The 14181-nt window shown below is 33.8% G+C and carries 18 protein-coding genes; 15 read left to right on the top strand and 3 right to left on the bottom strand.

The genetic code is table 11. From position 1 onward, the window contains the following. From L6Q46_RS06970 to L6Q46_RS06960, 3 genes are all read right to left on the bottom strand, one after another. Window positions 1–626: SusD/RagB family nutrient-binding outer membrane lipoprotein (locus tag L6Q46_RS06970; protein ID WP_291283697.1), on the bottom strand; the 626-nt coding region annotated here is incomplete at its 3' end. 8 nt (window positions 627–634) lie between these two features. Continuing rightward, window positions 635–3679, bottom strand: coding sequence for a SusC/RagA family TonB-linked outer membrane protein (locus L6Q46_RS06965; protein ID WP_291283696.1), 3045 nt, complete (start codon window positions 3677–3679; stop codon window positions 635–637). A gap of 94 nt (window positions 3680–3773) precedes the next feature. Next, window positions 3774–5363: a hypothetical protein gene (locus L6Q46_RS06960; RefSeq protein ID WP_291283695.1), complete on the bottom strand. Its 1590-nt coding sequence runs from the start codon at window positions 5361–5363 to the stop codon at window positions 3774–3776. A 364-nt stretch (window positions 5364–5727) separates the two neighbouring features. Here L6Q46_RS06960 and rpsL point away from each other — a divergent pair, with 364 nt between their 5' ends. The 15 genes from rpsL to L6Q46_RS06885 all read left to right on the top strand — a co-directional run. Further along, window positions 5728–6135, top strand: coding sequence for a 30S ribosomal protein S12 (gene rpsL / locus L6Q46_RS06955; protein WP_026725646.1), 408 nt, complete (start codon window positions 5728–5730; stop codon window positions 6133–6135). A 25-nt stretch (window positions 6136–6160) separates the two neighbouring features. Next, window positions 6161–6637, top strand: coding sequence for a 30S ribosomal protein S7 (gene rpsG, locus L6Q46_RS06950; RefSeq protein ID WP_073583337.1), 477 nt, complete (start codon window positions 6161–6163; stop codon window positions 6635–6637). An 11-nt stretch (window positions 6638–6648) separates the two neighbouring features. After that, the gene (gene fusA / locus L6Q46_RS06945) at window positions 6649–8805 is read left to right on the top strand and encodes an elongation factor G (RefSeq protein ID WP_291283694.1); all 2157 of its coding nucleotides are present in this window, start codon (window positions 6649–6651) and stop codon (window positions 8803–8805) included. Window positions 8806–8816: 11 nt separating this feature from the next. Further along, the gene (rpsJ, locus tag L6Q46_RS06940) at window positions 8817–9122 is read left to right on the top strand and encodes a 30S ribosomal protein S10 (RefSeq protein WP_008254495.1); all 306 of its coding nucleotides are present in this window, start codon (window positions 8817–8819) and stop codon (window positions 9120–9122) included. Between the two features lie 237 nt (window positions 9123–9359). Beyond that, on the top strand, window positions 9360–9977 hold the full coding sequence (gene rplC, locus L6Q46_RS06935) for a 50S ribosomal protein L3 (protein ID WP_111566959.1): 618 nt from the start codon (window positions 9360–9362) through the stop codon (window positions 9975–9977). Then, complete coding sequence (rplD, locus tag L6Q46_RS06930; protein ID WP_026725642.1) at window positions 9977–10606, top strand: 50S ribosomal protein L4; 630 nt, start codon at window positions 9977–9979, stop codon at window positions 10604–10606. Before rplC ends, rplD begins: the two co-directional genes overlap by 1 nt. 7 nt (window positions 10607–10613) lie before the next feature. After that, a complete protein-coding gene (rplW, locus tag L6Q46_RS06925) occupies window positions 10614–10904 on the top strand; it encodes a 50S ribosomal protein L23 (protein ID WP_111566958.1) in 291 nt (96 codons plus the stop codon). Window positions 10905–10910: 6 nt separating this feature from the next. After that, window positions 10911–11735 carry a 50S ribosomal protein L2 gene (gene rplB / locus L6Q46_RS06920; protein ID WP_073583328.1) on the top strand — a complete coding sequence of 275 codons (825 nt, stop codon included), beginning with the start codon at window positions 10911–10913 and terminating at the stop codon, window positions 11733–11735. A 10-nt stretch (window positions 11736–11745) separates the two neighbouring features. Then, the gene (rpsS, locus tag L6Q46_RS06915) at window positions 11746–12024 is read left to right on the top strand and encodes a 30S ribosomal protein S19 (RefSeq protein ID WP_073583326.1); all 279 of its coding nucleotides are present in this window, start codon (window positions 11746–11748) and stop codon (window positions 12022–12024) included. Window positions 12025–12033: 9 nt separating this feature from the next. Beyond that, on the top strand, window positions 12034–12444 hold the full coding sequence (rplV, locus tag L6Q46_RS06910; RefSeq protein WP_111566957.1) for a 50S ribosomal protein L22: 411 nt from the start codon (window positions 12034–12036) through the stop codon (window positions 12442–12444). An 8-nt stretch (window positions 12445–12452) separates the two neighbouring features. Further along, window positions 12453–13184, top strand: a complete 732-nt coding sequence (gene rpsC / locus L6Q46_RS06905) for a 30S ribosomal protein S3 (RefSeq protein ID WP_073583322.1) — start codon at window positions 12453–12455, stop codon at window positions 13182–13184. Window positions 13185–13203: 19 nt separating this feature from the next. After that, complete coding sequence (gene rplP / locus L6Q46_RS06900) at window positions 13204–13623, top strand: 50S ribosomal protein L16 (protein ID WP_008254483.1); 420 nt, start codon at window positions 13204–13206, stop codon at window positions 13621–13623. A 12-nt stretch (window positions 13624–13635) separates the two neighbouring features. Next, window positions 13636–13827 (top strand): 50S ribosomal protein L29, encoded by a 192-nt coding sequence (gene rpmC, locus L6Q46_RS06895; RefSeq protein ID WP_026725637.1) that lies wholly within the window; start codon window positions 13636–13638, stop codon window positions 13825–13827. 18 nt (window positions 13828–13845) lie between these two features. Beyond that, the gene (gene rpsQ / locus L6Q46_RS06890) at window positions 13846–14103 is read left to right on the top strand and encodes a 30S ribosomal protein S17 (protein ID WP_026725636.1); all 258 of its coding nucleotides are present in this window, start codon (window positions 13846–13848) and stop codon (window positions 14101–14103) included. Window positions 14104–14105: 2 nt separating this feature from the next. Further along, a partial coding sequence (locus L6Q46_RS06885; RefSeq protein WP_291283698.1) for an uL14 family ribosomal protein occupies window positions 14106–14181 on the top strand: 76 nt, incomplete at its 3' end.

The following is a 14181-nucleotide window of genomic DNA, read 5'->3' as shown; positions in this document are numbered from 1 at the left end:
TTTTTCCAAGTTTCCATGTCGCCACCTAACATAACATCATTTCCGCCAGGGTTTAAACTACCAGCAGGTGCATTGTCGATTAATGTTATTGCTTCGTCTAATTGAACAATTAAATTACGATAAATAAATAAATCATCATCATAAGCTGGAGTTAAATTAGCTGCTCTTTTATGAGCTTCTGAGTATGGTATGTCTCCATACAGATCTACTAAGTATTGAAAATAATACGATTTCATAATTTTAGCTATTGCTTTATAATTATCGTATTCTGTTCCTTCTGCATTCTGAATAAATGTATAATTAGAAGTTCTAAGTTGTAAATTTTCAAAAATACTAGAATAAAAATCAGAAGTTACATTGTAATTGTGTTCATTAAAATAATAACTTGAGTTAGAAGCTCCAACATCTCTTGTCCAATTGTTCATCATAAGATTCCCTAATTGGTTCATGTCTCTTGCTAATGTATTGTAAGTGTATACTTGAGTAGCTGCAAGAACAATTGCAGGATCTATATTTTCGGATGTTGGATCGTTTGGACTATCATTTACATCTAAAAAATCATCGCACGAATTCAGACTAGTAAGTACTACTAATCCAAAAGCTATATGTTTAAAAATATTTTTCATAGTATTTCTTAAAAGGTTAGGTTAAAATTAATTCCGTAGGTTCTTGTTGGTGGAGCTTGATTTCCAGTACTAAGACCAACATTGTTTCCTGTAGTGAATGAAAATTCTGGATCAGTATAATTTCTGTTTTCTTTTGGTAAAATCATGAAAACATTTCTAGCATTAATACCTACAGAGAAGCTGCTAATTCCAATTCTACTCAATAAATCTTTAGAGAAAGTATATGATAAAGCAATTTCTCTACATTTAAATGCGGTAGCATCTAACACGAAGTTTTCGTCGATTTCTCTATAAATTCCTGTGTAGTAATCTTGTCCTCCAGATGTAGTAACTGAATTGTTTTGTGTATAAACTCCTGGTGAAGTTTCAACTACAGAGTTAGGGAAAATAAAAGGTTGTCTTCCACCTTGAGCAGTAGAAATATCAGTTCCGTTTTGAATTAAACCATCTTTAATCCCTGCATAAAATACGTGTCCAGTTCTATAGTCAAATACTCCAGAAAGTTTGAAGTTTTTGTAAGTTAATGAACTTGATAAACCTAAAATATAGTCAGGAGTTGTTTTTCCTAATTTCACATTGTTAGCTTTTAATGGATCTCCAGAAGAAGCGTCAATTATAACGTTTCCGTTTTCATCTCTTTGGTAACCTGTTCCCACAATCATTGGAAATTGTTCTCCTGCAATTGCCGCAATACCAGCTGTTCCTAAATAATCACCAACAGCTGCTTGAACAGAAATTTCAGTTACCTTGTCCACAGTTGTTTTTGGGGCACTATAGCCAAAACGAATATCCCAAGTTAAATTATCATTTTTAATTGGAGTTAATCCTAAATCCAGTTCAAGACCGGTAGATGTTGTTTCTCCTACGTTAATTGTCGCTTCGTTTGCTCCTGAAGCGAATGAAGGAGAAGTTTGAAGAATCTGATCTGTGTTTTTTGAAGTGTAGTAGCTTACATCAAAAGTTATTCTTCGTCTATAAAATTCTAAGTTTAGGTTAATTTCTTTAGAAATATTATCTTCTGGTTTTAAATTAAAATCAGTAAGTGAAGGATCTTGAACAAATGAGTTAATTACACTGTAAGGGAAACCTGCTGTATCTCCACTTAAAAAACGATCGTTAATATCGTAAGGGTCTATAATTGCATTTCCTACTTTTACAATACTTGCAGATACTTTAGCGTATGTTAAGATGTCTCCGCCAAAATTATCAAATGCTTTTGTTGGAATAAAAGAAACTCCAGCACTTGGATAGAAGAAAGAATTATTATTTTTGTTTAGAACTGAAGTCCAATCATTTCTTGCTGTTAAATTAAGAAATAAATAATCTTTATAACCTAAATCAACATTTGCAAAAAAGGCATAACCTCTTTGTTGTGATTTAAAATCTTCTGGTATTGTGTTTCCTGTAATATTTGTAATGTTGTATAATCCAGGAACCACTAAACGATTTCCTTTAATAGAGGATCTATTTGACTCGATATTAGTAATGTTATTACCAATGTTAGCTTTGAATGAAACATCATTCGTAAGCATGTAATTAAAATTCAATAAGAAATCAGAATATATTCTTCTTGAATTACTATTGTTAACTTCATAAGAAGAAACATAGTCAGAAGGTGTGTCCCAATAAACTACTTGGGCTTCATAGCCATTAAAAAATTCATAACCATTAAAAGAAGTTGTTCTAAAACTTGCTCTGTATGTTGCGTCGATATTTTTGTTTATTTTGTAGCCAATTTCTCCAACTCCTTCTATAGTTTGTCCTTTAGAATCAATTCTTTCGTTTTTAAGTCTCCAATATGGATTTAATTCCCAATACGTCCAGTGAGTTGCATTGTCTGGGTTAGAAAATGCTTCGACAGGGACATTCACAGGAACTTGAGTTAATGAGTTGTAAACTGAACCTTCTACACCTCCAGCTGTATTTTGGTGACTTGTTGTGTAGCGAACATTTGCATTTAAGCTCCATTTATCGTTTGATTTACCAGCTCCAAAGTAAAAGTTGTTCTTTTTAAATGAGTCTGTAGGAATAATACCACTTGTTTCTTGATTTCCAATAGAAAGATTTACATAGCCATTTTCATCACCCGATGAAACTGCAATGGAATTTAACATGGTAGTTCCAGTATTAAAAAATGGTTTGTAGTTGTCTTTAATAAAAGAGTAAGGCATTAAAGTTTGTTCCAAACCAGTTGGTTGAAGTGAGCCGTCTAGTTCTGCTCCCCAACTTGTGTTTTCTGTAAAATCTTGAGCGCCTTGATAACCTTGACCAAATCTGTTTTGAAGTTTAGGTAACATTGAAACCTCTTCAAAAGTAACAGATGAGTTTAAAGCGATGTTAAATTTGTTTTGTTCTTTATTTCCTTTCTTAGTGGTAACGATAATTACACCATTTGATCCTTGTGATCCATATAAAGCAGCTCCATTAGAACCTTTAATAACGTTTATCGATTCAATAATTTCAGGGTTTAATTCAGAAAAAGCGCCAGATGTAGAAATAACACCATTAATTACAATTAAAGCTTCGTTGTTTCCTGTAATAGAACGGAAACCACGTAACTGAATTCTTGTACTAGGATTTACACCATTATTGATAGTGTTAATTTGCAAACCAGATACTTTTCCAACTAATCCAACGGCAGCATTTGTTGCTTTCGCCTGATTTAGTTCGTCTGTTTTTACAACTTGAGATGCTGTTGTAATTTCATCTGGTTTTCTTTTTATACCTAAGGCTGTAACTACAACTGATTCCAATTCTGTTACATCCTCTTTCATTGTAATATTGATTTTAGAAGATGATACAACTACTTCTTGTGGCAACATTCCGATGAATGAAAAAACAAGAACTGCTCCATCATTTACTTTGATTTCGTAGTTTCCGTCAAAATCAGATTGAGTTCCGTTTTTAGTTCCTTTTTCAATGATGGTTACACCTGCAAGAGGTACTCCTCCTTCATCGATAATTGTTCCTGTCACAGATTTTGCCTGAGCAAAAAATTGCTGACTTAGCAATAGCGCCAAGAAGGTTAATAATAATTTAGTTTTTGATTTCATATTGGTTGATTTGAATTTATAATTCAAAAATCAGAAATTTTTTATAACAAACCTAATATAATATTAACTTTTTTATAACATTTTTTGTGCAAAATCAAAAATTTGTCTTAAAACTTATGTGAATAATAGAATTTGAAAGTTTTATCGCTTGGTCGCTTGTGCTTCCATTAGCGTAAACTAAATTGAACAATCCGTTTTTGGTAAATAACCCAAATCCGAAGCCTAAGCCTAAAATTTTATCATCAATCGCAGCTGTTTTGTCTTGAAAATAACCGTAATCGGTTATGGAGTGAACGTATAAATTTGGCGCGACTAAATAGCGATATTCTGCCATAATTCCGCTAAAAGCATTTGCTTGCAAACTGTTTTCGTTAAAACCTCTAATTGAATTGATGCCTCCAAATCGAAACAACTCGTTAATTATATAATCATCACTTTGTAAATAAAAAGTCTGATTTCTTAAATAAATACTGTTTTTTGGATTCAAATTAAAGTTGTAATTCAAATCCAATTGGGTAAAAAACTGATTCGTTTTTTGAGATGAAATGGTTCGATTGCCTGTTCCTGCTTTTATGAAGATTCTTGCTTTTTCAGGAAAAATGAAATTTTCGTTGTCAAAATCGGTATATTCAAAACTCGAAGTCAAAAATGTATTCGTAAAATCATTCAAACTAAACGAATTCGTATTCTGAATATCTACGGAAGTAGTTTTTTGATAACCAATATAAGCTTTTGTGTTGTATGAAAAATAATAACCTAAATTCAAATCGGTCACAGTATTCTGAAAAGTGGAATCTTGTTTGAAAATTCTCAAATTCGCTTTAATTCCAATCGGACTTTTAAAAATGTATGGTAATTCTGTTCCGATGTTAAACGAAGTTTGTTGGTTACCGTCGTTTTTCCAATACAAATTAAATTTTTCTCCAGTGTTTAAAATGTTTTGCAGTTGCAAATCTAAATAGCCGTTAAAAGTTAATTTACTTTGATCGTCGTTTGAAAATCCAATAAAACCATCAAATTTATTGGGTTTCGATTTTTCAACATAAACAAAAATTTTAGTCGAATCAGTCGTGAATAAAATTTCAGGATATTTCAACTGACTCACAAATTGCAATTTATCAAACTCATCATTAATCTGTTTTAAATTATCCTGATTAAAAGTGGCTTTTTTTGCTTTTTTGGTAATTGCTTTTTTAATTCCTGTAGGGAATTTATCGTAACCCACAATAACAATATCGGTAATATTTCTTTTCGAATTGAGTTTCAGTTGCAATTCAGAAAATAAATTGTTGTCAACTTTTCGCTGATTAGTCAATTGCAAATTCGCTAGAGAATATCCTTTCTTTTCTAACAACGCAATTTTACTTTTCATAAAATTCTCAACTTCATTTGTTGCGATTACCAAAGTGTCTTTTTCTAATTGCAATAGCGATTTTTCCTCGGCAGAAAGATTACCTATATATATGGTGTTGTTTTTTATAGAATTTCCTAATTTGTATTTAAAGACAAAACTACTATCATTCACTTTTTTTTGTTCCAACAGTAGCCAATCAAAAAAACCTTGATTCGTTAACTTGCTTTCAAAACGTTTTTGTTCTTCTAAAAGTAAAGCAACCGAAGCGTGTTTAGATTCGTATTGTAGACTATCAATGGTTTTGTTTTCTGTTTCGGAAGTTCCTTCCATCTTTAAATAGAAGTTTTGCCCCAATGAAAATTGGAAGCAAAAAAACAGAATAAAACCCAAGAGTAATTTCATAGCAGTAAAGAAACGAAAAAAAGTAAAATAAATTTTATTTGTAGTAGCGAAAGGTTCGTGAATTCTTGTTGTCCATGTTCCCGCTGTCCGCACTACATGGTAGTTTGCTTCCATCGGGGCTAGGTAGTTTTTGTCTTTCTTTCTTGTAACTCAATACAAATCAAATCACTACTAAAATCAAATTGCATTGAAAATTAATAAATTATGATTTGGAAAGTAAAAAATAATTCCTACATTTGCAACCCCGTAAAAAGCGGGAATTTTAAACAGTAAAAATTTTTAGTATTTAATTATGCCAACAATTCAACAATTAGTAAGAACAGGGAGAACCCAAATAACTAAGAAGAGTAAATCGGCTGCTTTAGATTCTTGTCCTCAAAGAAGAGGTGTGTGTACTCGTGTTTACACAACAACTCCTAAAAAACCAAACTCAGCAATGAGAAAGGTAGCTAGGGTTCGTTTAACAAACGGTAACGAGGTGAATGCATACATTCCTGGAGAAGGTCACAATCTACAAGAGCACTCGATAGTATTAGTTAGAGGTGGAAGAGTAAAAGATTTACCAGGTGTACGTTACCACATCGTACGTGGAGCATTAGACACTGCGGGTGTTGCAGGAAGAACACAACGTAGATCTAAGTATGGAGCAAAACGTCCAAAACCAGGACAAGCACCTGCACCAACTGGAAAGAAAAAGTAATTTAAAAATCTTTTAAAGAAAAGACATGAGAAAAAGAGCGGCCAAAAAAAGACCCCTTTTACCAGATCCAAAGTTTAACGATCAGTTAGTAACGCGTTTTGTGAATAACTTAATGTGGGATGGTAAAAAATCAACAGCTTTTAAAGTTTTCTATGATGCATTAGAAATCGTTGAAACTAAAAAGCAAGATGCAGAAAAATCTGCTTTAGAGATTTGGAAAGATGCATTAACAAATGTTATGCCTCACGTAGAAGTTCGTTCACGTAGAGTGGGTGGAGCTACATTCCAAATTCCAATGCAAATTCGTCCAGATAGAAAGATTTCTTATGCTATCAAATGGATGATTCTTTATGCAAGAAGAAGAAACGAAAAATCAATGGCAGGTAAATTAGCTTCTGAAATTTTAGCTGCGGCTAAAGAAGAAGGTGCTGCTGTTAAGAAAAGAATGGATACTCACAAAATGGCAGATGCTAATAAAGCATTCTCTCACTTTAGATTTTAATTCGTATAGAAATGGCTAGAGATTTAAAATATACAAGAAATATTGGAATTGCTGCTCACATTGATGCTGGTAAAACAACAACAACTGAGCGTATCTTATTCTATACAGGAAAATCACACAAAATTGGTGAAGTACACGATGGTGCTGCAACAATGGACTGGATGGCGCAAGAGCAAGAAAGAGGTATTACAATTACTTCTGCTGCTACAACTTGTGAGTGGAATTTCCCAACAGAACAAGGAAAAGTATTGCCAGATTCAAAACCTTACCACTTTAATATTATCGATACTCCTGGTCACGTTGACTTTACAGTTGAGGTAAACCGTTCGTTACGTGTATTAGATGGTTTAGTGTTTTTATTTAGTGCAGTTGATGGTGTTGAGCCTCAATCTGAAACTAACTGGAGATTAGCTGATCAATATAGAGTTCCTCGTATGGGATTCGTAAATAAAATGGACCGTCAAGGTTCTAACTTCTTAGGAGTTTGTCAGCAAGTAAAAGATATGTTGAAATCAAACGCAGTAGCGATTACTTTACCAATTGGTGAAGAGGCTGATTTCAAAGGAGTAGTTGACTTAGTTAAAAATCAAGCTATTGTATGGCATGATGAAACTCAAGGTGCTACTTTTGATATTATCGATATCCCTGCTGATATGGTTGACGAAGTAAAAGAATATCGTTCAATTTTAATTGAAGAGATTGCTACTTACGACGAAAACTTATTAGAAAAGTATATGGAAGATGAAAACTCAATTACTGAGGATGAAATCAACAATGCTTTACGTGCTGCTACAATCGACATGGCTATCATTCCTATGATTGCTGGTTCTTCTTTCAAAAACAAAGGAGTTCAATTTATGTTAGATGCAGTTTGTAAATATTTGCCATCTCCATTAGATAAAGAAGGTATCGAAGGAATTCATCCTGATGATGCTGATTTATTAGAAGAAGATCAAAAGAAAATTATCCGTCGTCCTGATACTAAAGAGCCTTTCGCGGCTTTAGCATTTAAAATTGCTACTGACCCTTATGTTGGTCGTTTAGCTTTCTTCCGTGCTTATTCAGGTCGTTTAGATGCTGGTTCTTACATCTTGAATACACGTTCAGGAAATAAAGAAAGAATTTCTCGTATCTACCAAATGCACGCTAACAAACAAAATCCAATCGAATATATTGAGGCTGGAGATATTGGGGCTGCTGTAGGATTTAAAGATATCAAGACTGGAGATACAATGTGTGATGAAAAACACCCAATTATTCTTGAGTCAATGAAATTCCCTGATCCAGTAATTGGTATCGCAATTGAACCTAAAACAAAAGCTGACGTAGATAAAATGGGTATGGCTTTAGCTAAATTAGCTGAAGAAGATCCAACATTTACAGTTAGAACTGATGAAGCTTCAGGTCAAACGATTATTTCAGGTATGGGTGAGTTACACTTAGACATTCTTGTAGATCGTATGAAACGTGAGTTCAAAGTTGAGGTTAATCAAGGTGAGCCACAAGTTGAGTACAAAGAAGCGTTTACTAAAGCGGCACAACACAGAGAAACTTACAAAAAGCAATCTGGAGGTCGTGGTAAATTTGGTGATATCGTTTTCCGTTTAGAGCCTGCTGATTTAGTAGATGGTAAAGCTCCTATGGGGTTACAGTTTGTTAATGAGGTAAAAGGTGGTAACGTACCAAAAGAATATATTCCTGCTGTAGAAAAAGGATTTAGAGAAGCTATGAAGCAAGGTCCTTTAGCGGGTTATGCAGTTGATAGTTTAAAAGTTACATTATTAGATGGTTCATTCCACCCTGTGGATTCTGATGCTTTATCATTCGAATTAGCAGCTAAAATGGGTTATAAAGAAGTAGCTAAAGCTGCAGGAGCTGTTGTTCTTGAGCCAATCATGAAAATTGAAGTTATTACTCCAGAAGAAAACATGGGTGATATCGTAGGTGACTTGAACCGTCGTAGAGGTCAAGTGAATGATATGGGTGATAGAAATGGTGCTAAAACTATTAAAGCTAATGTTCCTTTATCAGAAATGTTTGGTTATGTTACTACATTAAGAACATTATCTTCTGGTAGAGCTACATCTACAATGGAGTTTTCTCACTATGAAGAAACACCTTCTAACATTTCAGAAGCTGTAATCAAAAAAGCAAAAGGTAACGCTTAATTTTTAAAGAGATGAGTCAAAAAATCAGAATAAAATTAAAATCTTACGATCACATGTTGGTTGATAAATCAGCAGAAAAGATTGTAAAAACTGTAAAAAGTACAGGTGCTGTGGTAACGGGTCCAATTCCATTACCTACTCACAAAAAGATTTTTACTGTATTACGTTCTCCACACGTTAACAAAAAATCAAGAGAGCAATTCGAGTTAAGTTCTTATAAGAGATTGTTAGATATCTACAGCTCTTCTTCTAAAACTATCGATGCTTTAATGAAATTAGAGTTACCTTCAGGAGTTGAAGTAGAAATTAAAGTGTGATAAACACTATTGCAAAAATGCAATGATTTAATAATAAAAAACCGTTAATGTGAAAGCATTACGGTTTTTTTCTTATCATTTTTAGTGTGTATAATGTGCTTTTTTTAGCTAAATTTTACTTAACTATTTATTTTTGCGATAATTAAAAAATAATTTATATATTTGCACCCTCAAAATGAGTAGTGTGCAAATACTATTTGTATTATAAATAAGAGTTTAATTAATAATTAGTTTAATATGTCTGGGTTAATCGGAAGAAAAATTGGCATGACTAGCATCTTTGATGAGAACGGGAAAAATATTCCTTGTACTGTTATCGAGTGTGGTCCATGTGTTGTTACCCAAGTCAGAACCAATGAAGTAGACGGATATTCTGCTATTCAGTTAGGTTTCGATGACAAAGCTGAAAAGCGTTCAATTAAAGCTGAGTTAGGTCACTTTAAGAAAGCGGGAACAGCTGCGAAGAAAAAAGTCGTTGAATTCAAAGGTTTTGAAGAGGAGTACAAATTAGGCGATGTAATCGCTGTTGACTTATTCACGGAAGGTGAATTTGTTGATGTTGTTGGTGTATCAAAAGGTAAAGGATTCCAAGGGGTTGTAAAACGTCATGGTTTTGGTGGTGTTGGACAAGCTACGCATGGTCAACATAACCGTTTGAGAGCACCTGGTTCTGTAGGAGCTTCATCTTATCCGTCAAGAGTATTCAAAGGAATGCGTATGGCTGGAAGAACTGGAGGAGAAAATGTAACAGTACAAAACCTTAGAGTTTTAAAAGTGGTTGGTGAGAAAAATCTTTTAGTTGTAAAAGGTTGTGTTCCTGGTCATAAAAACTCTTATGTAATCATTCAGAAGTAATGGAAGTAAAAGTTTTAGATATCAACGGAAAAGAAACTGGAAGAAAAGTTCAACTTTCTGATTCAGTTTTCGCAATTGAGCCTAATAAACATGCTGTATACTTAGATGTAAAGCAATATTTGGCTAATCAAAGACAAGGTACTCACAAAGCTAAAGAAAGAGCTGAGGTTGCTGGAAGTACTCGTAAAATTAAAAAACAAAAAGGAACAGGTACGGCTCGTGCTGGATCTGCTAAAAATCCATTGTTTAAAGGTGGAGGTACAGTTTTTGGACCAAGACCAAGAAGCTATTCATTTAAATTGAATAAAAACTTAAAAAGATTAGCTCGTAAATCGGCTTTATCTTTAAAAGTAAATGAGTCAAATTTAGTGGTAGTTGAAGATTTTACATTTGAAACACCAAACACTAAAAATTTCATTAACGTATTGAAAGCTTTAGGGTTAGAGAATAAAAAATCTTTATTTGTGTTGGGCGATACAAATAAAAATGTATATTTGTCGTCACGCAATTTAAAAGCGTCTAGCGTTGTAACTACTTCAGAATTAAGTACTTATGCAATTTTAAATGCAAAAAGTTTAGTTCTTTTAGAAGGTGCTGTAGACGGAATTGAAGCTAATTTAAGTAAATAATAAGATTATGAGCATCATAATTAAGCCTATTATAACTGAGAAAATAACTAAAGATGGTGAAGTTTTTAACCGTTTTGGTTTTGTAGTTGCAAAAACTGCTAACAAAATTCAAATCAAAAATGCTGTTGAAGCGGCTTTTGGTGTGAATGTAGTTGCGGTTAATACAATGAACTACAGAGCTGATAGAAGTGTTAAATATACTAAAAGTGGTTTAATCAGTGGTAAAACAAATGCTTACAAAAAAGCAGTTGTTCAAGTTCAAGAGGGAGAAACAATAGATTTTTATACTAATATCTAATAGAAAATGTCAGTTAGAAAATTAAAACCTATTACCCCGGGTCAGCGATTTAGAGTTGTTAATAGCTTTGACACTATTACAACTGATAAGCCGGAGCGTTCTTTGATCGCACCGAAAAAAAACTCTGGAGGTAGAAATAGTCAAGGAAAAATGACCATGCGTTATACAGGCGGTGGTCACAAACAAAAGTATCGTATCATTGATTTTAAAAGAACTAAAGTAGGTATTCCTGCTACGGTTAAAACAATCGAGTACGATCCAAACCGTTCAGCTTTTATTTCATTATTGTATTATGCAGATGGAGCTAAAACTTACATCATTGCTCAAAATGGATTACAAGTTGGACAAACTGTAGTTTCTGGTGAAGAAGCATCTCCAGAAATTGGAAATGCAATGCCTTTAAGTAAAATTCCTCTAGGAACTGTTATTTCGTGTATCGAATTAAGACCAGGTCAAGGAGCTGTAATCGCTCGTTCAGCAGGAACTTTCGCTCAGTTAATGGCAAGAGATGGAAAATATGCAACAATTAAAATGCCTTCAGGAGAGACAAGATTAATCTTGTTAACTTGTATGGCTACAATTGGAGCAGTTTCTAACTCAGACCACCAATTAATCGTATCAGGAAAAGCTGGTAGATCAAGATGGTTAGGTAGAAGACCTAGAACAAGACCAGTAGCAATGAACCCAGTTGATCACCCAATGGGAGGTGGTGAAGGACGTTCATCTGGAGGTCACCCACGTTCAAGAAAAGGTTTGCCTGCTAAAGGTTATAGAACTCGTTCTAAAGTTAACCCGAGTAATAAGTATATTGTAGAACGTAGAAAGAAATAATTAGATAGACATGGCACGTTCATTAAAAAAAGGACCATTCGTACACTATAAATTAGAGAAGAAAGTTCAAGAAAATATTGCAGGTGGTAATAAAGGTGTTGTTAAGACTTGGTCTAGAGCATCAATGATTACTCCTGATTTCGTTGGGCAGACTATCGCAGTTCACAATGGTCGTCAATTTGTTCCAGTTTATGTAACTGAGAACATGGTAGGACACAAATTAGGAGAGTTTTCACCAACAAGATCTTTTAGAGGTCATGCTGGGGCTAAAAATAAAGGTAAAAAATAATAGGAAGCTATGGGAGTTCGTAAAAGAGAAAGAGCAGAGCAGACTAAAGAGGCAAAAACACAAGTTGCTTTTGCTAAATTAAATAACTGCCCTACTTCACCAAGAAAAATGCGCTTAGTTGCGGATTTAGTTAGAGGTCAGAAAGTAGAATTAGCTCTTAATATATTAAGATTTAGTCAAAAAGAAGCTTCAAGAAAATTAGAGAAATTGTTGTTATCAGCAATTAATAACTATCAGCAAAAAAATGCTGATGCTAATTTAGAAGAAGCTGGCTTGTTTGTAAAAACGATTACTGTAGATGGTGGTATGATGTTGAAAAGACTTCGTCCAGCTCCACAAGGTCGTGCACACAGAATTAGAAAGCGTTCTAACCACGTAACAATCGTGTTAGGATCAAATAATAACACACAAAGCAATTAATAAACAGTATGGGACAAAAGACAAATCCAATCGGAAATAGACTTGGTATCATCAGAGGATGGGACTCAAACTGGTATGGAGGAAATGATTACGGTGATAAAATCGCTGAAGATGCTAAAATCCGTAAATACATCCATGCACGTTTATCAAAAGCTAGTGTATCAAAAATAATTATCGAGAGAACTTTAAAACTTGTAACCGTTACTATCACTACTGCTAGACCTGGTATCATTATCGGAAAAGGTGGGCAAGAGGTAGACAAGTTGAAAGAAGAACTTAAGAAAATTACTGACAAAGAAGTTCAAATCAACATCTTTGAAATTAAAAGACCTGAACTTGACGCTTATTTAGTAGCTACAAGTATCGCTCGTCAAATTGAAAGTAGAATTTCTTACAGACGTGCAATTAAAATGGCTATTGCTGCTGCAATGCGTATGAACGCTGAAGGTATCAAAGTACAAATTTCTGGTCGTTTGAATGGAGCTGAAATGGCACGTTCTGAAAACTTCAAAGAAGGTAGAATTCCATTGTCAACTTTCAGAGCTGATATTGATTATTCATTAGGTGAAGCACATACTACTTATGGTAGAATGGGTATCAAAGTATGGATAATGAAAGGTGAGGTTTATGGAAAAAGAGATCTTTCTCCGTTAGTAGGAATGGACAAACAAAAGTCTAAACCTTCAGGATCTTCTGCTCCTAAGAGAGATGGTAAACCAAACGCACGCAAAAGAAAGTAATTATTTAAACTAAAGAAAAATGTTACAGCCTAAAAGAACAAAATACCGTAAGGTACAGAAAGGTAGAATGAAAGGCGTTTCTCAAAGAGGACACGAGCTTTCAAATGGAATGTTTGGTATTAAATCTTTAGATTCTTCATTTATTACTTCTCGTCAAATTGAAGCAGCTCGTATCGCAGCAACACGTTTCATGAAAAGAGAAGGTCAATTATGGATCAAAATATTTCCAGATAAACCTATTACAAAGAAACCATTAGAAGTACGTATGGGTAAAGGTAAAGGTGCAGTTGAATATTGGGCTGCAGTTGTTAAACCTGGTAAAATTATGTTTGAAGTTGGAGGAGTGCCTCTATCAGTTGCAAAAGAAGCATTACGCTTAGCAGCTCAAAAACTTCCTGTTAAAACTAAGTTTATCGTTGCTAGAGATTTCGAAGCATAATCAAAATTTATTATGAAACAATCAGAAATTAAAAATCTATCTGCAGCTGAGTTACAAGAACAACTTAGTCAGTTAAAGAAAACGTATACCGACCTAAAAAATGCTCATGCAATTTCGCCTATCCAAAATCCACTTCAATTAAGAAGTTTAAGAAGATCAGTTGCGAGATTACATACAGAGTTAACTAAAAGAGAGTTACAATAATTGTAGACTAGCTGAAAGATGGAAAAAAGAAATTTAAGAAAAGAGAGAATAGGTGTAGTGACTTCAAACAAAATGGAGAAATCTATTGTTGTGTCACAAACTACAAAAGTGAAACACCCATTATACGGTAAGTTCGTGTTAAAAACTAAGAAATATGTTGCACACGACGAAACAAACGATTGTAACATTGGAGATACTGTAAGAATTATGGAGACACGTCCATTAAGTAAATCTAAATGTTGGAGATTAGTTGAAATCATTGAAAGAGCGAAGTAATTATGGTACAACAAGAGTCAAGATTAAAAGTAGCAGATAACACAGGAGCGAAAGAAGTTCTTACGATCCGTGTTTTAG

The organism is Flavobacterium sp., assembly GCF_023151265.1.
In the GTDB taxonomy this organism is placed as follows: domain Bacteria; phylum Bacteroidota; class Bacteroidia; order Flavobacteriales; family Flavobacteriaceae; genus Flavobacterium.
Note: the sequence above shows the minus strand (reverse complement) of the source record. Positions and strands in the feature narration are given on the sequence as shown.

Excerpts from the sequence above, each read along its gene's own strand:
- rpmC (WP_026725637.1), top strand. The coding sequence starts at position 13,636 with ATGAAACAATCAGAAATTAAAAATCTATCTGCAGCTGAGTTACAAGAA.
- L6Q46_RS06960 (WP_291283695.1), bottom strand. The coding sequence starts at position 5,363 with ATGGAAGGAACTTCCGAAACAGAAAACAAAACCATTGATAGTCTACAA.
- fusA (WP_291283694.1), top strand. The coding sequence starts at position 6,649 with ATGGCTAGAGATTTAAAATATACAAGAAATATTGGAATTGCTGCTCAC.
- rpsG (WP_073583337.1), top strand. The coding sequence starts at position 6,161 with ATGAGAAAAAGAGCGGCCAAAAAAAGACCCCTTTTACCAGATCCAAAG.
- rpsS (WP_073583326.1), top strand. The coding sequence starts at position 11,746 with ATGGCACGTTCATTAAAAAAAGGACCATTCGTACACTATAAATTAGAG.
- rplP (WP_008254483.1), top strand. The coding sequence starts at position 13,204 with ATGTTACAGCCTAAAAGAACAAAATACCGTAAGGTACAGAAAGGTAGA.
- rpsL (WP_026725646.1), top strand. The coding sequence starts at position 5,728 with ATGCCAACAATTCAACAATTAGTAAGAACAGGGAGAACCCAAATAACT.
- L6Q46_RS06965 (WP_291283696.1), bottom strand. The coding sequence starts at position 3,679 with ATGAAATCAAAAACTAAATTATTATTAACCTTCTTGGCGCTATTGCTA.
- rplC (WP_111566959.1), top strand. The coding sequence starts at position 9,360 with ATGTCTGGGTTAATCGGAAGAAAAATTGGCATGACTAGCATCTTTGAT.
- rpsJ (WP_008254495.1), top strand. The coding sequence starts at position 8,817 with ATGAGTCAAAAAATCAGAATAAAATTAAAATCTTACGATCACATGTTG.
- rpsC (WP_073583322.1), top strand. The coding sequence starts at position 12,453 with ATGGGACAAAAGACAAATCCAATCGGAAATAGACTTGGTATCATCAGA.
- rplD (WP_026725642.1), top strand. The coding sequence starts at position 9,977 with ATGGAAGTAAAAGTTTTAGATATCAACGGAAAAGAAACTGGAAGAAAA.
- rplW (WP_111566958.1), top strand. The coding sequence starts at position 10,614 with ATGAGCATCATAATTAAGCCTATTATAACTGAGAAAATAACTAAAGAT.
- rplB (WP_073583328.1), top strand. The coding sequence starts at position 10,911 with ATGTCAGTTAGAAAATTAAAACCTATTACCCCGGGTCAGCGATTTAGA.
- rpsQ (WP_026725636.1), top strand. The coding sequence starts at position 13,846 with ATGGAAAAAAGAAATTTAAGAAAAGAGAGAATAGGTGTAGTGACTTCA.
- rplV (WP_111566957.1), top strand. The coding sequence starts at position 12,034 with ATGGGAGTTCGTAAAAGAGAAAGAGCAGAGCAGACTAAAGAGGCAAAA.